General features: G+C 34.2%; 11 protein-coding genes. 8 read left to right on the top strand and 3 right to left on the bottom strand.

From position 1 onward, the window contains the following. The first annotated feature begins 199 nt into the window (after nt 1-199). Nucleotides 200-3679: an alpha-amylase family glycosyl hydrolase gene (locus tag IC221_RS20755; protein WP_188170794.1), complete on the top strand. Its 3480-nt coding sequence runs from the start codon at nt 200-202 to the stop codon at nt 3677-3679. Nucleotides 3680-3789: 110 nt separating this feature from the next. Here IC221_RS20755 and IC221_RS20750 read toward each other — a convergent pair whose 3' ends face one another. After that, nucleotides 3790-4074 carry a hypothetical protein gene (locus IC221_RS20750; protein ID WP_156152509.1) on the bottom strand — a complete coding sequence of 95 codons (285 nt, stop codon included), beginning with the start codon at nt 4072-4074 and terminating at the stop codon, nt 3790-3792. Nucleotides 4075-4189: 115 nt separating this feature from the next. Between IC221_RS20750 and IC221_RS20745 the strand changes: the two genes are divergently transcribed. From IC221_RS20745 to IC221_RS20730, 4 genes are all read left to right on the top strand, one after another. Continuing rightward, nucleotides 4190-5572: an efflux RND transporter periplasmic adaptor subunit gene (locus IC221_RS20745; protein WP_188170793.1), complete on the top strand. Its 1383-nt coding sequence runs from the start codon at nt 4190-4192 to the stop codon at nt 5570-5572. Nucleotides 5573-5740: 168 nt separating this feature from the next. After that, a complete protein-coding gene (locus tag IC221_RS20740) occupies nt 5741-6451 on the top strand; it encodes a lysoplasmalogenase (RefSeq protein ID WP_188170792.1) in 711 nt (236 codons plus the stop codon). A 160-nt stretch (nt 6452-6611) separates the two neighbouring features. Continuing rightward, entirely contained in the window at nt 6612-7742 is a 1131-nt protein-coding gene (gene hemW / locus IC221_RS20735; RefSeq protein WP_188170791.1) for a radical SAM family heme chaperone HemW, read from the top strand. 139 nt (nt 7743-7881) lie between these two features. Next, nucleotides 7882-8481, top strand: a complete 600-nt coding sequence (locus IC221_RS20730; RefSeq protein WP_188170790.1) for a hypothetical protein — start codon at nt 7882-7884, stop codon at nt 8479-8481. A 98-nt stretch (nt 8482-8579) separates the two neighbouring features. On the opposite strand, the gene groL is transcribed toward IC221_RS20730, so the two are convergent. Together groL and groES are read right to left on the bottom strand one after the other, a co-directional pair. Next, nucleotides 8580-10220 carry a chaperonin GroEL gene (groL, locus tag IC221_RS20725; protein ID WP_188170789.1) on the bottom strand — a complete coding sequence of 547 codons (1641 nt, stop codon included), beginning with the start codon at nt 10218-10220 and terminating at the stop codon, nt 8580-8582. A 93-nt stretch (nt 10221-10313) separates the two neighbouring features. Then, a complete protein-coding gene (gene groES, locus IC221_RS20720; RefSeq protein ID WP_044210941.1) occupies nt 10314-10592 on the bottom strand; it encodes a co-chaperone GroES in 279 nt (92 codons plus the stop codon). Between the two features lie 285 nt (nt 10593-10877). On the opposite strand from groES, the gene IC221_RS20715 reads away from it, so the two are divergent. The 3 genes from IC221_RS20715 to IC221_RS20705 all read left to right on the top strand — a co-directional run bounded on the left by IC221_RS20715 (nt 10878) and on the right by IC221_RS20705 (nt 18947). Then, nucleotides 10878-15632, top strand: coding sequence for a T9SS type A sorting domain-containing protein (locus tag IC221_RS20715; protein ID WP_188170788.1), 4755 nt, complete (start codon nt 10878-10880; stop codon nt 15630-15632). A gap of 127 nt (nt 15633-15759) precedes the next feature. Then, nucleotides 15760-17496, top strand: a complete 1737-nt coding sequence (locus tag IC221_RS20710) for a SulP family inorganic anion transporter (RefSeq protein WP_223241448.1) — start codon at nt 15760-15762, stop codon at nt 17494-17496. A gap of 38 nt (nt 17497-17534) precedes the next feature. Then, a complete protein-coding gene (locus tag IC221_RS20705; RefSeq protein ID WP_188170787.1) occupies nt 17535-18947 on the top strand; it encodes a rhodanese-like domain-containing protein in 1413 nt (470 codons plus the stop codon). Nucleotides 18948-18987 lie beyond the last annotated feature (40 nt).

Raw genomic sequence — 18987 nt, 5'->3', positions numbered from 1 at the left:
AACACCAATCATAAAATTTATTTTCAGAGGTTACTTAACTATTATTAAGTGACCTCTTTTTTTATAAAATAACGCAACCGATTGCGCTACCGTTTTCGAGTAATTAACACAAAATCAATTGTTTATATGTTTGAAAATATTTAGTGTTATTCATACCTTTATCATAGAATATGAAAATGAAATCTTTTTAAACTACATTATGAGAAGACTTTTACAAAAAGCTGCTTGGCTTGCTTATGTGCTTATGGCTATTCCTTTTTGGGCCAATGCGCAAGTCACAACTAATCCAGAGAAATCAACTGTTTTAACTGAAAATGTTGTTATCACAATAGATGTCTCAGGAACACCTGTGGCTGGCAATGATGATCTATACCTTTGGGCATGGAGTGACGGTGTTGGAGATTTTGCAACCAACGGTACTTGGGGTGCCTCTTCAGATGGTGCTAAACTTAAAAAGGAATCAGACAACGTATTCTCTTTTACTTTCCCTATAACAATGGGAGAGAATACTTATAACAATATCGCTGAAATTTTAGGTGCTGCAGACAGTCCAACTTCTATCAAGTCCGTGGGTGGTTTGGTAAAAACTGTTGACGGTAGTGCTAAAACAAATGATTTATCAATTCCAATTGAAGATCTTGCTGTATCGGTTACTGTAGTAAAACCTTTAGAAACAGATTTATTTGTTGAAGGTGATAAAGTTGAAATCGAAGCGACTTCTCCTGCAACTTCACAATTGGTTATCAAAGTCAATGACGCTGAAGTAGCATCTGTTGAGGGAACTTCTATCACACATACAATTCAAAGTGCTCCGGCAGGAGATTTGAAAATTGAAATTTCTGCATCTTCAGGAGGATTAACAGACACGCAAACATTAAATTTTGTAGTAGGTAAAACAGTTGAAAAAGCTGATAGACCTGCATACGCTACTTTGTTAGGTCCTAACTATAATGGATCAGAAGTGACATTAGTCTTACAAGACCCAGCACAAAAGAAGAATTTTGTGAATGTAATTGGTAGTTTTAATGATTGGAGTGATTTGTCGGCTTACCCAATGAAGTTAGACGAAGAAGCGGAGGAGAACTACTGGTGGTACACATTTACAGACTTAGATCCTGATGCTGAATACATCTATCAATATTTAATTGATGGTACTGTAAAAATTGCAGATCCATATACTGAAAAAGTATCAGATCCTTATGATGATAAATACATCAATCAAGATTATGAAAGATATCCAAATCTAATTGCATATCCTGAAGGGAAAACAGATAAAAGAGCGTCAGTTTTACAAATCAACCAACCTACTTATGGTTGGAAGAATACTGACTTTACAGCTGCACCTTTAGCAGAAGCAGTAGTTTATGAATTGCATATTAGAGATTTTGTAGAAAATGATACTTATGAAGAGGCGATTCAAAAATTAGATTACATCAAGGATTTAGGTGCAAATACAATTCACCTAATGCCAGTAAACGAGTTTGAAGGAAATGATTCTTGGGGTTATAATCCTAACTTTTACTTTGCTCCTGATAAATATTATGGACCAAAAACAAAGTTGATGGAATTCATTGACGAAGCACATGGTAGAGGTATCGCGGTGATTATTGACTTGGTATTGAATCACTCTTTCCATTCATCTCCAATGATCAGAATGTACAATACTGATGGTGAGTTTGGTGATCCTTCTGCTGATAACCCGTGGTTCAATGAAGAATCTAATTTTGAAAATGAAGGCTTACAGTGGGGTGCTGATTTCGACCATGAAAGTAAGTACACTCAAGCATTAGTGGATAGTGTAAATGCACACTGGATGAAATATTACCATGTAGATGGTTTCAGATTTGACTTTACAAAAGGCTTTAGTAATAACATTAAAGGAGAGGATGACTTCTGGGGAAGTAAAAAAGATACTGATAGAATACGCTTGCTAACAAGAATGAAAGATGAGATTCTTGCTAGAAATGCGAATGCGTATGTAGTGTTTGAACACCTTTCTGATAACGAAGAGGAAGTAGAATTGGCGAATGCAGGTATTTCATTATGGGGTAACATTAACCATGACTTCAGAGATATTGTAAAAGGCGGAAACAAAAATATTTCTTGGCAATCACCAAGAGAAAGAGGAATGCCAATTCACGGTGTGATGTCTTATATGGAATCACATGATGAGGAACGTTTGATTTTCGATTCAGAAAACTATGGATCAAGATACCAAACATATGATTTGAAAGTGCTTCAAAATGGTATTGACAGAGAAAAATTAGCCGCTGCATTCTTCTTCATGGTACCTGGTCCAAAAATGATATGGCAATATGGTGAAGTAGGTTATAACGTATCGATCAATCAAGTAGAATATCAAGGTGAAATTGATGGAGGTAATAGAACAGCAAGAAAACCTTTGATTTCAGAATTCGATACTGAAAACGATGCAATTCGTCAACAATTGTACGACACTTATGCCGCTTTATTGAAATTAAGACATGATGAGAACTTAGGTGCTTTAGCAGATGCGGATTATACTTTTAATCTATCTGATGAAGTGAAAACAATCGCTTTAAATGGAGCAAATGCAAAAGTAAGAATCATTGGTAACTTCACGTTACAAGCATTAGAGGAGCACACTTATGACTTCAGTGCTGACGGTGATACTTGGTATAGCTATTTTGAAAATGGTAAAGAGTATGCTGGTAGTGGAGCGTTAACTTTAAATCCATCAGAGTTTGTTGTTTTAGTAAATAAAGCAGTAGACTACCCAACAGATGGATTGGTAACTGGGTTTGTTCCAATGGTAGAGGTAACTCCATATGGTTTTGTTGAAGAAGATGAAATTAAGGTGTACTTTAACCCAGCTCGTAGCGATCAAGAATTTGGTACAACAATTTCTATGACAGCGGGATTAATTTTGGATGAGTACGGTTCAGGAAATATCACAAATGAGAAATCAATGAATATGGTGAAAGAGGGTGATAAGTATGTTGCTTCTTTCGTTCCAAAAGATTTCTTTGAATTGGGTGATGACGCAAAACCTTATGAATTATCATTGAAATTTGACGATGCCAACTCTGATGCTTCAGAGGGGCCAGTATTTGTTGACTTCGTTGAAAATAATAAGAAATTATATATTGTAGGTGATGTTTTAGGTATTGAATGGAATCCAGCTAATGCCATCGAAATGTTATCTGATGGAGAAGGAGGATTCTATTTAGAAGATGCACCTCTTACTAAAGGACAGATTTTCAAGTTCATTGACCAAAAAGATTGGAACGGTGGACAATGGGGATACGAAAGTGATGGTAAATTAAAAGTTGCCAAAGGTGAAGGAGGAGACATTGAAGTACCTGAGACAGGTAATTTCACTGTGAAGGCCAATATTGATGAATTAACGTATTCAATCGAGCCTGATGAACCTACAGCGATTGAGGATGATGAATTATCAAACTCAGTTTCAGTTTATCCTAACCCAACATCTTCTGAAGTAAGTATTTTCGGAGATAGTTTGGTAGGCGACGTAACTTATCAATTAAGAGACAATACGGGTAGAGTTGTGTTATCGGGTCAAGTGAGAATTTCTAATTTCGCAATGACCTTAGATTTATCGGAAGTCTCAGCAGGAATTTACTTTGTGGATATCAACACTTCAAAAGGAAGAGTGGTGAAAAAAGTAATTAGAAAGTAGACTTCGTGAGAAGTTGTACTGTTGAGCAAATAAAAAAGAGAAGCTTTGTGGTAAAGCTTCTCTTTTTTTTGTGGATGAAAATTTTTAATCCTAAAATAATAACCACCTGACTAGCAAACTAAATTATCCTCAAGTTCTCTGTCAGAATCGAATAATGTTCCAAGACTACCTCTTAAGAATTTGATATAAAAGTCTTCAGAGTCATTTTCTAACGGAATTCTTACAATGGAGGTTTCTTTAGTACTTTGTTCAATAGTAATGGATAATTGATAGGTATTTAAGTAATCAATCCAAGCAGAATTTATTTTTATTATTTTACCCGAAGGATAGTCTTTATTGTTAAAACGAATCCATTTTCCGAGCATCAGATCAAATAAACTACGATAAATAGACATAATGGTAAAAGTTATACTATTATAACGTAGTACTTTTGAAAGTATTCTATTAATTTACTTTTTTAAATTCAAATAGATCGAAATTAACAAATCTGTCGAAAACTTTTAGAGCAATATGGCTAAGAAGCGCAAACAATCGAATACTAAAATTTATATTGGCCTCGGAATAGCAGTCATTATCATAGGAATAGTAGGATATTTTTACAATAAAAATAAAGAAGTTGTTACCAAAGTTGAATTTGCGGTAGCCACAAAGGGGAAAATTACCGAAAAAGTATCCGCTTCAGGCAGGGTACAACCTATTAATGAAGTCAATCTTTCTTCTGAAGTTTCTGGTGAAATTAGAGAGCTATATGTTCAAGAAGGCGACTCTGTAAACACCAAACAATTACTTGCTCAAATTAGACCTGATAACTTTCAGTCGGCCTTAGATCAAGCAAGAGCATCTTTAAACGCTCAAAAAGCACAGTTGGCGAGGTCAAGAGCGGATGAAGCCCAAAATGAAGCAAGATTGCATCAAGCAGAATTAACTTTCAAAAGAAATGAGAACCTATGGAAAGACAAGGTGATTTCTGATCAAGACTATGAAAACAGTAAGGCAGACTATGAAATTGCTCAAGCGAATTTAAAAGCTGCAAAAGAAAGTGTAAGAGCTTCAGAATATACTGTAAAAAGTGCAGTAGCACAGGTAGATGATGCGAAAGAAAGTTTGATGTTGACAAAGATTTTTGCACCAATGTCTGGCGTTGTTTCCAAGTTATCCGTTGAAAAAGGTGAAATGGTTGTAGGTGCCCGTCAAATGTCAGCCACTGAGTTGATGCGTATTGCAAACCTTGCTGAAATGGAAACAAGAGTAGATGTAAACGAAAATGATATCATTCGTATTCACGAAGGTGATACTGCTATAATTGATGTTGATGCTTATTCTTATCAAGACCTTAAATTTAAAGGGATAGTAACAGCTATTGCCAACTCAGCAAATGAAACAACAAGTACAGATGTTGTAACTGAGTTTGAAGTGAAAATCAGAATATTACCTTCTTCCTATTCAAATTTATTAGCAGAGAACAAAAGCTCTGAGTCTCCATTTAGGCCTGGTATGACAGCAAGTGTTGATATTATTACTCAAACGAAAAAGGATATTTGGATTGTTCCATTAACCGCTGTAACCACAAGAAAGAGATTTGAATTGAAGAAGAATGAAGAGGCTAGTGCTGAGAAAGAGAAAGAGGAGGGAGAGGTAAAAATAGCCGCTGATGCAAAAGATAATGAGCTAGAAGAAGTTGTATTTGTTTACAATAAAGAATCTCAAAAAGTAGAAGCAAGAATCGTAAAAACGGGAGTGAGTGATTTTGAAAATATCGAAATTGTTGATGGTATTTACGAAGGAGACGTTGTGGTAAGAGGTCCTTTTAGAGTAGTTTCAGAAACACTTTCTAATGGAGATAAAGTAGAGGCGATGAGTGATGAAGAGGCAAACAAGAAGCCTTGGGAATAATAATCGTTAAAATTTAGATCTAACACTGACTTTGTATATTGTTCTTTAAGGATAATATACAAAGTCTTTTTATTTTAGTTCGATGCAATAGGTAATCTACAGCCGTAGTTTTAAAAGCAGTTGAATAAGTGATTACAGAAATAAGGGATATAGAAAAGAAAGTTTAGAATGTCAGAATCATCAAAAGCAGTAAAAGAGCCATTAAACAGATCACAGAAAAATGTATTTTGGTTATTATTTATAAGTATTTCACTACTCAATCTATATGGTAATTATATTGATAGTGATGTTCTTATTATTTATTCAAAACCCTTTATCATACCTTTTATTGCAATTTATTTTTCCACCACTTGGCAGGAAAAGTCTGAAAACTCAATTATTTACAAAAGTATGATGATTGGTTTTTTCTTTGCTTGGTTAGGCGATTTATACATGATGTTCAATGAAGATCAAGATATTATGATGATTGCCTTATTCTGTTTTTTAGTGAGTCATTTATTATATATCATTGCCTTGTTTTTTTCTAGTGTAAAAGGAAATTATAAATGGTTATTCATTGTGACACTTCCTTTACTTTTCGTTGGAGGGTATTTAGGAGATCAGATAGGAGGGACTAATAAAGTGATGGCTTTATCAATCATTTTGTATAGTATTGTTATTTCTGTTATGTTTTCTTTTACAGCAATAAGAATGTTCAGAATGAAAAACATATGGGGGGCGTTAACCTGTTTGGGTGGCTTATTATTTATAGGATCTGATATGATGATTGGCTATAAGAATTTTCAGTCAGTGGATATTTCTGAAGTATACATAATGCTAACTTACATTTTGGCACAAGTCTGTATCACAAGAGGAATGTCAGTAGAAGGCGAGCAATAAAAAAAAGAAACACCCTTAATAAAAGGTGTTTCTAAACAATATTATCGTCAAATGAATAGAGTGTGTATATATAATTTCTTTACATATTTTGTATTCTTATATATAGACAACTAAAGTTGGAGCATAGACAAAAAAATATCAAATATTTTTAAAAAAAATTGTGAGCGGGATTTATTTACATATTCCTTTTTGTAAACAAGCATGTCATTATTGTGATTTTCACTTCAGTACATCTTTGAAAACCAAAGATTTAGTATTGGAGTCCATGTTGAAGGAAATCGAAATGCAAAAAGGATTTCTTTCTGAAAAAATTCAAACAATTTATTTTGGAGGCGGCACGCCATCCATCTTATCTACGCAAGAATTAGGAAGTTTACTGGATGGAATCAACAAATACTTTACTATTGATAGTGAAAATCTAGAGTTGACACTAGAGGCAAATCCTGATGATTTGACAACCTCAAAATTAGAGGAACTGTCATCGCTAGGGGTGAATCGATTGAGTATTGGTCTCCAATCGTTTCATGAACCTCATTTGAAAATGATGAATAGAGCCCATAACGCTGAAGAAAGTAAGCAGTGTGTCAAAATGGCTCAAGATGCAGGCTTTTCAAACCTTACTATTGATCTGATTTATGGAATACCTGCTTCCGATCATTCAATTTGGGAAAACGACTTAGCAACAGCTTTAGAGTTAGATGTACCTCATATCTCTTCTTACTGTTTAACTGTTGAGCCAAAAACGGCTTTAGGTCAATGGTCAAAAACAGGAAAATTTAAACCTGCTGAAGACGAGTTTGCAGCGGAACAGTTTGAATATTTGGTTCAAACCTTAAAAGAAAAAGGGTATGAACAATATGAGATTTCAAATTTTGCAAAAGAAGGGTTTTATTCTAAACATAATAGTTCGTATTGGCAGGGCAAACCTTATTTGGGGATAGGTCCTGGTGCTCATTCCTTTGATGGACATCAGCGAAGACAATACAATGTTTCTAATAATCCAAAATACTATAAATCGATTCTAGACCATCAGAAATTGGATTGTGAAGTGGAACAACTTACAAGAGAAGATGGTATCAACGAGTATCTTCTGACAACACTAAGAACTAGTTGGGGGTGTGATACAGAGCATTTGAAAAATATATATCAATTTGATCTTAAAGAAGAGAAAAAGAGAGAATTAGAGAAAATGTATGATGCTGGATGGCTAATTTGGAAAGAGAACAAGCTCATTTTGTCTTCATCTGGGAAATTATTTGCTGATCAGATTGCTAGTGATTTATTCCTATAAGTTCTATTTTCTGTTCAATAATGTTTGTAAATAAGGTGTAGTTCGTGGCTTATTAACTGTTAACTCTTTTATATTGTGGTGAATAATGTTATTTTTATAACATTCTTAACCCCTACAACAAGATTAATAATTCCAAAATATGAATGAAGAGCTACTTAATTTTTATGAAAACTGTAAACTTGGGGTAGCAGTTTATAAACGTTTGAGTGAAAATAATTACGAATTTGTGTATTACAACCCATCAGGTAAAATGATGGATGGCGTGGAAGGATTGGATGTGATTGGAAAAAAAGTGCACGAAATCTTCCCGAATGTTTTTGAATTTGGACTTATAGAAACTCTTGAAAGAGTTTATAAAACAGGAACCCCTTCCGAAATGCCAATAAAAGGCTACGTCGTGGATAGTGAGACGACTTTGTACAGAACCAATAGAGTTCAAAAGTTATCTTGTGGTTTGATTGTTTCCGTCTATTCAGATGAATCAAAGCTATTTTCCTATATCAATAAAATTGAAAATGAAAATGCTGTTTTAACGCGAGCATTAGATTACACATCTCACAATTTAAGAGGTGATTTATCTACATCATTAGGTGTATTTGAACTTTTTGAGACCGTTGATGTTTCTCCAGAAGAAAAATACACTCTGTTGAAAGTGGTAAAAGACAACCTTGAAAAAATTGATATTAAAATTCACCGTCTCGTTCGGCTATTATCAAAAGGTATTTCAGTTAAAAATTAAAATCAAATGTACATCGTGTGCATTTTCAGAAACAAAAAAGAGTTTGCCTCAAAATAATGAAGCAAACTCTTTTTATATATAAACTACTTGATGAATTCTTACATCATACCTGGCATGCCACCACCCATTGGAGGCATAGCAGGAGCGGCAGCAGCACCACCTTCTTCCTTCTCATTAGAAACTACACAGTCAGTAGTTAATAATAAAGAAGCAACTGAAGCAGCGTGCTCTAATGCTAAACGAGTTACTTTAGTTGGGTCGATTACACCAGCCTCAACTAAGTCTTGGTACTCCTCAGTACGAGCGTTGAAACCGAAGTTACCTTCGCCTTCTAAGATTTTGTTTACGATTACTGAAGCCTCTAAACCAGCGTTACCCAAGATAGTTCTCAAAGGAGCTTGGATAGCAGTTTTGATGATTTGAACACCGATAGCCTCATCAGGGTGAGCAGTTTCAACCGCATCAAGAACAGCAGAAGCACGTAGTAAAGCAGTACCACCACCAACGATGATTCCTTCTTCAACTGCCGCACGTGTAGCTGCTAAAGCATCATCTACACGGTCTTTCTTTTCTTTCATTTCAGTTTCAGTAGCAGCACCGATGTAGATAATTGCTACACCACCAGCTAACTTCGCTAAACGCTCTTGTAATTTTTCTTTGTCGTAATCTGAAGTAGTGTTTTCAATTTGAACACGGATTTCAGCAACACGAGCAGCAACAGCATCAGCAGTACCAGCACCATTTACAACAACAGTGTTGTCTTTGTCGATGATTACTTTCTCAGCTGTACCCAACATATCGATAGTCGCATCTTCTAGTTTCATACCTGTCTCGTCAGAGATTACAGTACCACCAGTTAAGATTGCGATGTCTTGTAACATTGCTTTACGACGGTCACCAAAACCTGGAGCTTTAACAGCTGCCACTTTTAATGCACCACGGATTTTGTTGACTACCAATGTAGCTAAAGCTTCAGAATCAACATCCTCAGCGATGATTACTAATGGCTTACCAGTTTGAGCAACAGCTTCTAAAACAGGAAGTAATTCTTTCATTGTAGAAACCTTCTTGTCGTAGATTAAGATAAATGGAGTTTCCATATCCGCTTCCATTTTCTCTGTGTTCGTCACAAAGTAAGGTGATAAGTAACCGCGGTCAAATTGCATACCTTCTACTGTTTTTACTTCAGTTTCAGTACCTTTAGCTTCTTCAACAGTGATCACACCATCTTTACCTACTTTTTCCATTGCTTCAGCGATCATTTTACCGATCTCAGCATCGTTGTTGGCAGAGATAGTGGCTACTTGCTCAACCTCTTTGTTTGTTTCAACAGTCTTAGAAACGTTCTTTAATTCACCAACGATTGCTTTAACCGCTTTGTCTATACCACGTTTCAAGTCCATTGGGTTCGCTCCAGCTACAACGTTTTTGATACCTGTAGTGAAGATCGCTTGTGTCAATACAGTAGCAGTAGTAGTACCGTCACCTGCTTCATCAGCAGTTTTAGAAGCTACTTCTTTTACTAATTGAGCACCCATATTTTCGATTGGCTCCGCTAATTCGATTTCTTTAGCAACTGAAACACCATCTTTAGTAACGTGAGGTGATCCAAATGATTTTTCTAAAATTACGTTACGTCCTTTTGGTCCTAAAGTAACTTTTACAGCGTTCGCTAATGCGTCAACACCTTTCTTTAATCCTTCGATTGCTTCAGTATCGAAATGAAGATTTTTTGCCATGATTTTTTTATATTTTTAATAGAGAATTTTGATTGATTCTCTGTTGAAATTTTGTTTTAATAATTGTGGAACTTCATCCACCAGTAAATTCAATTAAACGATTGCTAAAATGTCAGCCTCACGCATGATCAAATAATCACTTCCGTCTACGTTTAATTCAGTTCCTGAGTACTTACCATAAATGACAGTGTCACCAACTTTAACAGTTAAAGGCTCATCTTTAGTACCATTACCAACCGCTACAACAGTACCTCTTTGAGGTTTTTCTTTAGCGTTATCAGGAATAAAAAGACCTGATGCTGTTTGAGTTTCTGCAGCTGCAGGCTCAATTAAAACTCTATCTGCTAGGGGTTTAATGTTTACTTGTGACATTTTTATTTATCTGTTTTGTAATTTTTGTTTTTCTAAAAAGTCTAGAAGAAAAAAATAATCTTCATTGCCTTTTTTGCATGAAGTGTGCCAATGTAAAATATGCCTAAGAAATGTCAGTTTTACTGACAAAGCGGCAGTACAATAAAAATGAATCAGAAAGTAATAATGCTACTTAATGAATATGTTTGTAACATAAATGGTTTTGAATTTAACCTTTATTATATTTGGGTGACCTAAGAGTTATTTTCTTAGCTATTCTTTTTCCAATTATTTTTTATCTAAAACATGAGCAAACTTAGATTCTTATTTATTTATTGTATTCTATTATTGAATGCATTCGGTATCGTGCATGCACAAACATCCAACTCCTCCCTTTATTTGAAAGGATCTGCATTACCTAATGACTTGGATATTTTGAAATTGGTGAATGCAGGCAACTCAAATTATGAGACTATTTTGTATGCAACTCGAGATGGAGAAATCTCTTTTGAATCGAAAAAAGGTGAGCAATTCGGTATGTCAATGGATGGAGTACTGTCAAAAGGTGGAGCGTCAATTCCTGTTGATGTTGATGGTGATCAATCACTTTTTCATATTCATGTTGATCTAGCAAATATGACCTATGAAATAACAGAATTAAAAGGACTCTCTGTTGTTACTAAATTTGATAAGGAAAATTCTGATTGGGGTACACCAATGGATTTGTCATATTCCTATCAAAACAAGGTGCTTACCTTTGATCTGCCCTATAGTTTTTTATTACAAGATAGGTATAAGATAGTAGCAGATGCAGATAAAGAACTGGAGTGGTATGGTGCTACAGTCTCTAACCTGTCTTTTTCTGATCAATCAGGAGGTATGACAGTCAATGGGATATTGACCAATTTTGCCTTTGACTATTATTATGATTTAGGCATTGCATCAATTTCTATAGATAGCGAAAGAAAGCATTTTGTTACAGGAATCAGTACTACTAGTGATAATGTAATTGTACTAGGAACAGATTATGATAATGTTGGGAATAAGTATGTTGTAGGTAACTGTTATGATTGTGGTAGTGATTCATTAGGTTATATACAAAAAAATAATGGTGATAAACTCCTTTTTAGTACAACTTTTCAAAATAAAAGAGGAGAGTTTTTACAAGTAAGTGATGATGGTGAAATTATTACAATTTTAGTCAATAATACTACAGAAAATGGTATTGACTTTAACAACATCAATTACACTGACACGAATGAAGATCAGTTAGTCTTGTTTGTGTTGAATAATGACCTTTCCGTTGCTTACACTAAGAAAGTACTTCGTTCATCTACTTTGGGTTTAATAAAAAATGACGGTTATGATCTGTCCATAGATTCAGAAAATAATATTTATACTCAACTTTACCTTGCTGATGGAGAAGTAACAGTGAATGAAGTAAATGAAACTTTTGATTCAGATGCTATTATTCAATTAACAAAATGGAATGCTTCTGGAGCGCATCAGTGGAGTAAAAACCTGACGTTTTATGAAGTTACTGATTTTGAGGTAAGTATCATGGCTACTGACATGTCTGGAAATATTTATGTAGTATCAGATTTGGCAACAGATGGTTATCAATTTGACGATAATTGGGGTACTTATCCTGTGACAAATGATTTACTTTCAGTAAAGATTAATACAGACTTTAGTTTCATGATTTATACATTATTTAGTCGAAGAAATGATGAAAAAGCGTCTACTATTTATAGTATAAAAAGAGGTCAGGAAGAGGTGTTTGTATCAGGTATTTTTCATAAGGATGAAGAAATTAGTTATTATGGAGATTTTAAGTCTGAGAATTATGATAAAGCATATTTTGTTGCAAGTTTTAACAATGAAAGGTTAGATAATGTTGTTTCATTTTATTTAGATGATCCAGGTTTGATCAAAAAAGATAATATTTCAATAGAGGCAGATTCTCTGGAGAATTATTATGTATCATTTAATATTTCTTCAAAGGTGGAAGTATATATGGATCGTGACTACAAAACGTATATCAACGACTTTTCACAAGGTATAAATATCTTTAAGTTTTATGGTTATAATAAATTCAAGGGGTATGGTCAACTGCTTTTCGATGGAGTCAATTATACAAACTTAGATTTAGATCTTTCCAACGGAATTAAAGTAAATGGTAATTTAACGGAATCAGGGTCTGTAATTCAAAATAATCAATCAATACACTCTATAAGCAGTGCTGACAAAACGCTAGAGATAGATTTTGACTTAGAACCAAATACTGATTTTAAAGAAGAACATCCAATTCATTCTTCTAAGGAAATAACGATAGAAGGAACTGCTATTACAAGAAACTCACTATCCTTGTTAAACAAGAAAGACAATATCTTTTACGGTATTAATTACTTGAAAAATGAAGGAGGAATCTTGTTTGAAAATGATAATGGTGAAAAACTTTCAATTGATGAACAATTTAATCTAATTGTTTCTGAAATGGAATACCCACTTAATGGTGAAGGTGATTATTCAACTTATTATTATACGATTGATATTTTCAATAAAAAAGCATCACTTCATGAAATCACATCTGTGGCCTATCAACCTGTTGTTGATGGCGAACTAGGATCATCAATTGAGATTAATACTGTTGAACATCATTCTGATAAAGGTTTTATCAAGTATATCTCTGAAGAAATAACACTTGAGCATGAATTTTATTTTATGTTGAATGGTGATACTACGCTTTTAATCGGTGATGAATGGAATGTAGATAACCGTTTTCCGATTAGAGCAAATAAAGGACTGAAAGCTCAATTAGTTTTCTACATGGACTATATCAATGGTTATTTTACTTATGAAATTTTATCAGACAATATTTCAAAAATCAATGATGTGAAATTTGATAGCACTTATAATTATATAGCAATTGAATCAGATGTAGATCAAAACATCTATCGATTAGGGGTTGATATAGAAAGTCAAAGTACTTCGAATTTACAAAAACTCAATAGTGCAGGAGAGGTGCTTTCAAGTAAGACCTTCTCACTTGGTACAATAGATGTTTTTGGTAATAATCTTAAGGTAGATGAGGCAACAGGCAATATGATACTAGTTTTGCAGAACAGAGATCATGCTCGGTCTTTTACTTTTGATGGTCAGGATTATGTACTAGAGTCAGGTTCAACATCAGTAATTGTTTATTTAGACAATGAGTTGAATATTCTAAATTATGTAGATACTGTAGGGATCAGCGATGACATCTCGGTGACAACTTATAATGGAAAAGGGTATTATGCAGAATTTGAACATACCAATGATATGATTTACGTTCATAGTCTGGATGCCGATAAAAAGGAAGAGGTTACTACTTTTAGTGTCAACATGACTGGTTCTTATTATATAATTACTTTGACAGCAGATAAAGAAGGTTTGTTGTATTTGTCGGGTGAATTCCAATGTTCAGGTATTTCAACTGTTGAAGAAGGAGAACTGGAAGCTTTTAAAAATAGAGAGATTAACGCTCCTTTGATTGCAATCAATTCTAGTGACGGATCAATAAAATGGGCAAAAGCATTGATATCAGGAGAATTGGGTGGAGGTATAGGCTGGCCAACTGGTTTTCAAGCTGGTGATAGTTCCGTTTATATCACAGGATGGATCTATGAAGCCGATACACTTCTTGAAGATCATTTAGTCCCTAATGTAGAAGATATTGATGTTGGAACTTACTCAAACTTTGCCTTAAAAGTTGATAATGATGGAAATGCAGTTTGGAGTGAACTTCTTCCATATGAATACAAATACAGCTTTAATTTCGGTTATACTAGAGTATTAGTTGATGAAGATGAAAGTTTATATTATTTATTGGATATTAAATCGGATATAACAACTTCTGGTCAAGATGTACTTTATACTACTTCAAACAGAGAAACCTATAATGCCTTAATCAAATATTCTAAAGATGGGGTAAGGGAAAAAGTAACACCGCTAAGACCTGTGATGACTAGTTTAAAAGATATGGTGAAGGTAGATGATGAAGTGATCATTACGGGTGGAATGACATATCAAGACAGATATTTTAATTACCAAGACTTTAAATTTATCAACCGAGATGATGAAAAAGTGAATTATACTCTTTTTGTACAAGACGAATATTCTTTCACATCTGAACCTGAAGATATTTACAAGGAAGTGACATGGAATATCAACATGCAGCCTCTTATTGAAGTTTCTTTATTTGATCCTGAGGAAGATTCATTATCAATTTTGATCAAAAGCCCTTCTTCTTCAATTTATAGAGTCGTTTCTACTCATGAGGGAAATGGTATATATAATTTTAGCTATTCATTTACTGATGAATCATTGACCTATGAACTTTCTGTAAACGGAGAAAAAGAAGAAGTACAATCTGTTAGGACTTATACCATCACTGAAGAGGAGAATACCATTGATGTTATTTACCAATTCTCAAACTATCAAGAATTTAAAGAAGAACATCTAGTTGTTGAAAAAATTGATGAAGAGGCCATAGAAATAAAAATTGACGAGAGCTTATTCACAAGTTTAAGTGGAACTGAAAAGAAATTTCTATTAATGCAGAAAAATGGAGATGCTGTTCCTGATTATGTAGTTTTTGATCAAGAAACATTAACCATAACAATTGATGTAACTAAGCTTCCTTCTGGTACAAGAGTAAAAGCAATAGAAGATCTTAACTTGGTATTGGTAGGTAATGATGAGTTACAAAACACCGTTGCTGTAGAAATTATCTTGACTTTAGATGAATATTTGAAAGATATAGACGGAGATATTACTTCAATAGATGATGAACTAAAAAAGTATATTAAGGTGTTCCCAACAAAAACAGAAGGAGTAATTAATATTCATACTTCGCTTAAAGGGTATGAAGTGGCGGTTTATGATATAAACGGAAAACTACTACATTCTGAAATTGCGGATTTGAACACTTCCATCAAAACAGAAAACTTTTCTAGTGGTATGTTGATCATTAAGGTGAAATCAAATGTAGGTTCATTCAACTATAAAGTTTTAAAATAAAGTCTCAAAATAGGAGATAAAAAAAGAGTATTCATTAATTATCGGTGAATGCTCTTTTTTTATGTGACGATTGTTACATTAACTATCATTTTCTTTTTCCACATTTGCATCAGATAATAACATTCAAATGCAAAAACACTTTACGATAGTACCTTGGCTCAAAAATTATAAGAAGTCATATCTTTCCGGAGATTTATTTGCGGGATTGACGGTTGGCATTATGTTGATTCCACAAGGGATGGCCTATGCTAGTTTAGCGGGAATGCCTGCGGTTTATGGATTGTATGCGGCCATGGTTCCTCAATTTATTTATGCTCTACTAGGTACATCAAGACATGTTTCTGTAGGACCGGTAGCCATTGACTCTATGTTGATCGCAGCAACGGTTTCTTCCATAGCGTCAGTCTCTTCAGACAATTACATTGAGGCAGTACTGTTGCTTACTTTAATGATTGGATTGTTTCAAGTGTTTTTTGGGTTGATCCGATTAGGGTTCTTGGTGAATTTCATGAGTAAGCCTGTGATTAGTGGTTTTACATCGGCGGCGGCCTTTATCATTGGTATTGATCAATTAAAAAATCTATTTGGAGTTGAATTGACCGCTAGAGGAACGGCTTTAGAAGTTTTATGGGCAACAGTTCAGCAATTTGATGCTTTTAATGTGCAATCCATTTTAATTGGTATTTCGGGCTTATTTATTATTCATTTCACTAAGAAATGGTTGAAAAAAGTTCCGGGTTCATTAGTGGTGGTATTATTTGGTTTGGGTATAATGTATTTTTTCCACTTGGAAGTGAAAGTTTTGGGTAGTATACCTAGTGGTTTACCGGTATTGAAAATTCCTTACTTTAAGCTGGACCTTATACTACAATTATTGCCTGCATCGGCTATTATTGGATTGATCGCTTATATGGAATCTATTTCTGTTTCAAAAGCATTACAACTCAAGCATAAAAATGAATATAAAATCAAAAATAATAGGGAGTTTATTGCTTTGGGATTAAGTGATATTATTGGGTCATTTTTAGGTGCTTTTCATACTACTGGGGGGTTCAGTAGGTCAGCAGTAAATGAGCAATCAGGTGCAATAACTAATTTAGCGAATATAATAAGTGGCGTTATTTTACTGTTTACACTATTGTTTTTAACGCCTTATTTTGAAGAATTGCCTTTGGCTATCATTGGAGCAATTATCTTGGTGGCAGTGTACGGTTTAATTGACATAGAATATCCAAGGTTGTTGTGGAAAACCAAAAGGGAAGATTTCTATATGTTAGCTATCACATTTCTGGTGACCTTATTTTTTGGAATTCAAATTGGGATTCTTTCAGGAATGATCTTATCCCTTTTATTGTTAGTAAGACGTACAGCAATGCCTCATATCGCTGTTTTAGGAAAACTGAAGGGGTGTAATGAATATAGAAATACAAATCGTTTTAGTGATGTTGAAGTGCGTGACGATGTTTTGATCATTCGTCAGGATGCACAAATGTACTATGCAAACTGTAATCATTTCTATGAATTTGTATTGCAAGAAGTCGAAAAAAAGAAAGATACTTTAGAAGTGGTTGTACTTCATTTCGGGAGTGTTTCTAATATAGATTCTACAGCATTGTCTGTATTGGAGGATTTAATTCTTGAATTACAACAAATGCAGATTAAAACATATTTCTCTGATATGATTGGACCTGTACGTGATTTCTTAAATCGGGTAGGGTTTATCAAAAACTTAGGGAAGAACCACTTTTTCTTAGATGTTCAAAATGCGATTGATTTTTTTGATCAGAAAGGTAATCAACAAGAAATAACGCTTAACTTTGAAAGAGCGATTCAAACCAATGAATTTGAAGAAAGAAAAATATAAACATCATACTGATTTTAAACATATAAACTTATTATATCATGAAAATTGAACAAATCTATACTGGCTGTTTGGCTCAAGGTGCTTACTATATTGAGTCAAAAGGTGAGGCTGCAATTGTGGATCCATTAAGAGAAACAAAGCCCTATACTGAAAAAGCAGACAAAGAAGGCACTAAAATTAAATACATTTTTGAGACCCACTTTCATGCAGATTTTGTTTCTGGTCATGTTTCTTTGGCAGAAAAAACAGGTGCTACAATAGTTTTTGGCCCTACTGCTCAAACAACTTATGATGCTCATATTGCTTCAGACAACGAAGAGTTTAAAATAGGAGACATTACTATTAAAGTTTTACATACGCCTGGACACACGCAAGAATCGACTACATTTTTAGTTATTGATGAAGAGGGGAAAGATTATGCGATCTTCTCTGGAGATACACTTTTCATTGGTGATGTTGGTCGACCTGATTTAGCGGTGAAATCGGATTTGTCTCAAGAAGATTTGGCAGGGATGCTTTTTGATTCTTTGAGGAATAAAATTATGTCTTTAAATGATGATGTGATTGTCTATCCAGCGCACGGTGCAGGTTCTGCTTGTGGAAAAAACATGAGTAAGGAAACTTTTGATGCTTTAGGAAATCAAAAGAAAACCAACTACGCATTGAGAAGTGATATGTCTAAAGAAGAGTTTATCAAAGAAGTAACGGAAGGCTTAACGACACCTCCACAATATTTCCCTCAGAATGTAAAAATGAACAAAGAGGGATATGAAAATATTGATGCTATTCTTGAGAAAGGAACAGTGGCCTTAAACCCTCAATTGTTTGAGGAAGTTGTAAATGCGGAAGGTGCTTTGGTTTTAGATACAAGAGATCCTCAAGTTTTTAAAGATGCTTTTATACCCAACGCTATCAATATTGGCGTAAATGGTGGCTTTGCTCCATGGGTTGGTGCCTTAGTTTTAGACTTAAAACAGCCAATTGTTATTGTTGCAGAGGAAGGCAAGGAAGAAGAGGTGATCACACGATTATCAAGAGTGGGTTATGACAATACTTTGGGTTATTTAGAAGGTGGAATAGCTGCTTGGAAAAATGCTGGTAAAGAAGTAGATGAGATTGTTTCTATTTCAGCTGAGGAGTTAAAAAGTAAGCTTTCTACAGATATTAAGGTAATTGATGCTCGTAAGGATGGCGAGTATAAATCGGAACATATTGATAGTGATAAAGTTGTACATAAACCACTTGATTTCATCAATACAGAATGGTCTGATTTAGACAGGTCGCAAACGTACCATATCCATTGTGCTGGTGGTTATAGATCTATGATTGCTTCATCAATTTTGAAATCAAGAGGCTTTGAAAATATCATAGATGTAAAAGGCGGTTTTAAAGCCATCAAAGAAGCTGGAATTAATACGACGGAATTTGTCTGTCCTTCTACTTTGTCATAACATAGAATGATAAAATTAAAGCTCGATCCTATTTGTAAAA

This window comes from Flammeovirga sp. EKP202, assembly GCF_014534745.1.
Lineage (GTDB): Bacteria > Bacteroidota > Bacteroidia > Cytophagales > Flammeovirgaceae > Flammeovirga.
This window is presented reverse-complemented; position numbering and strand designations above follow the sequence as displayed.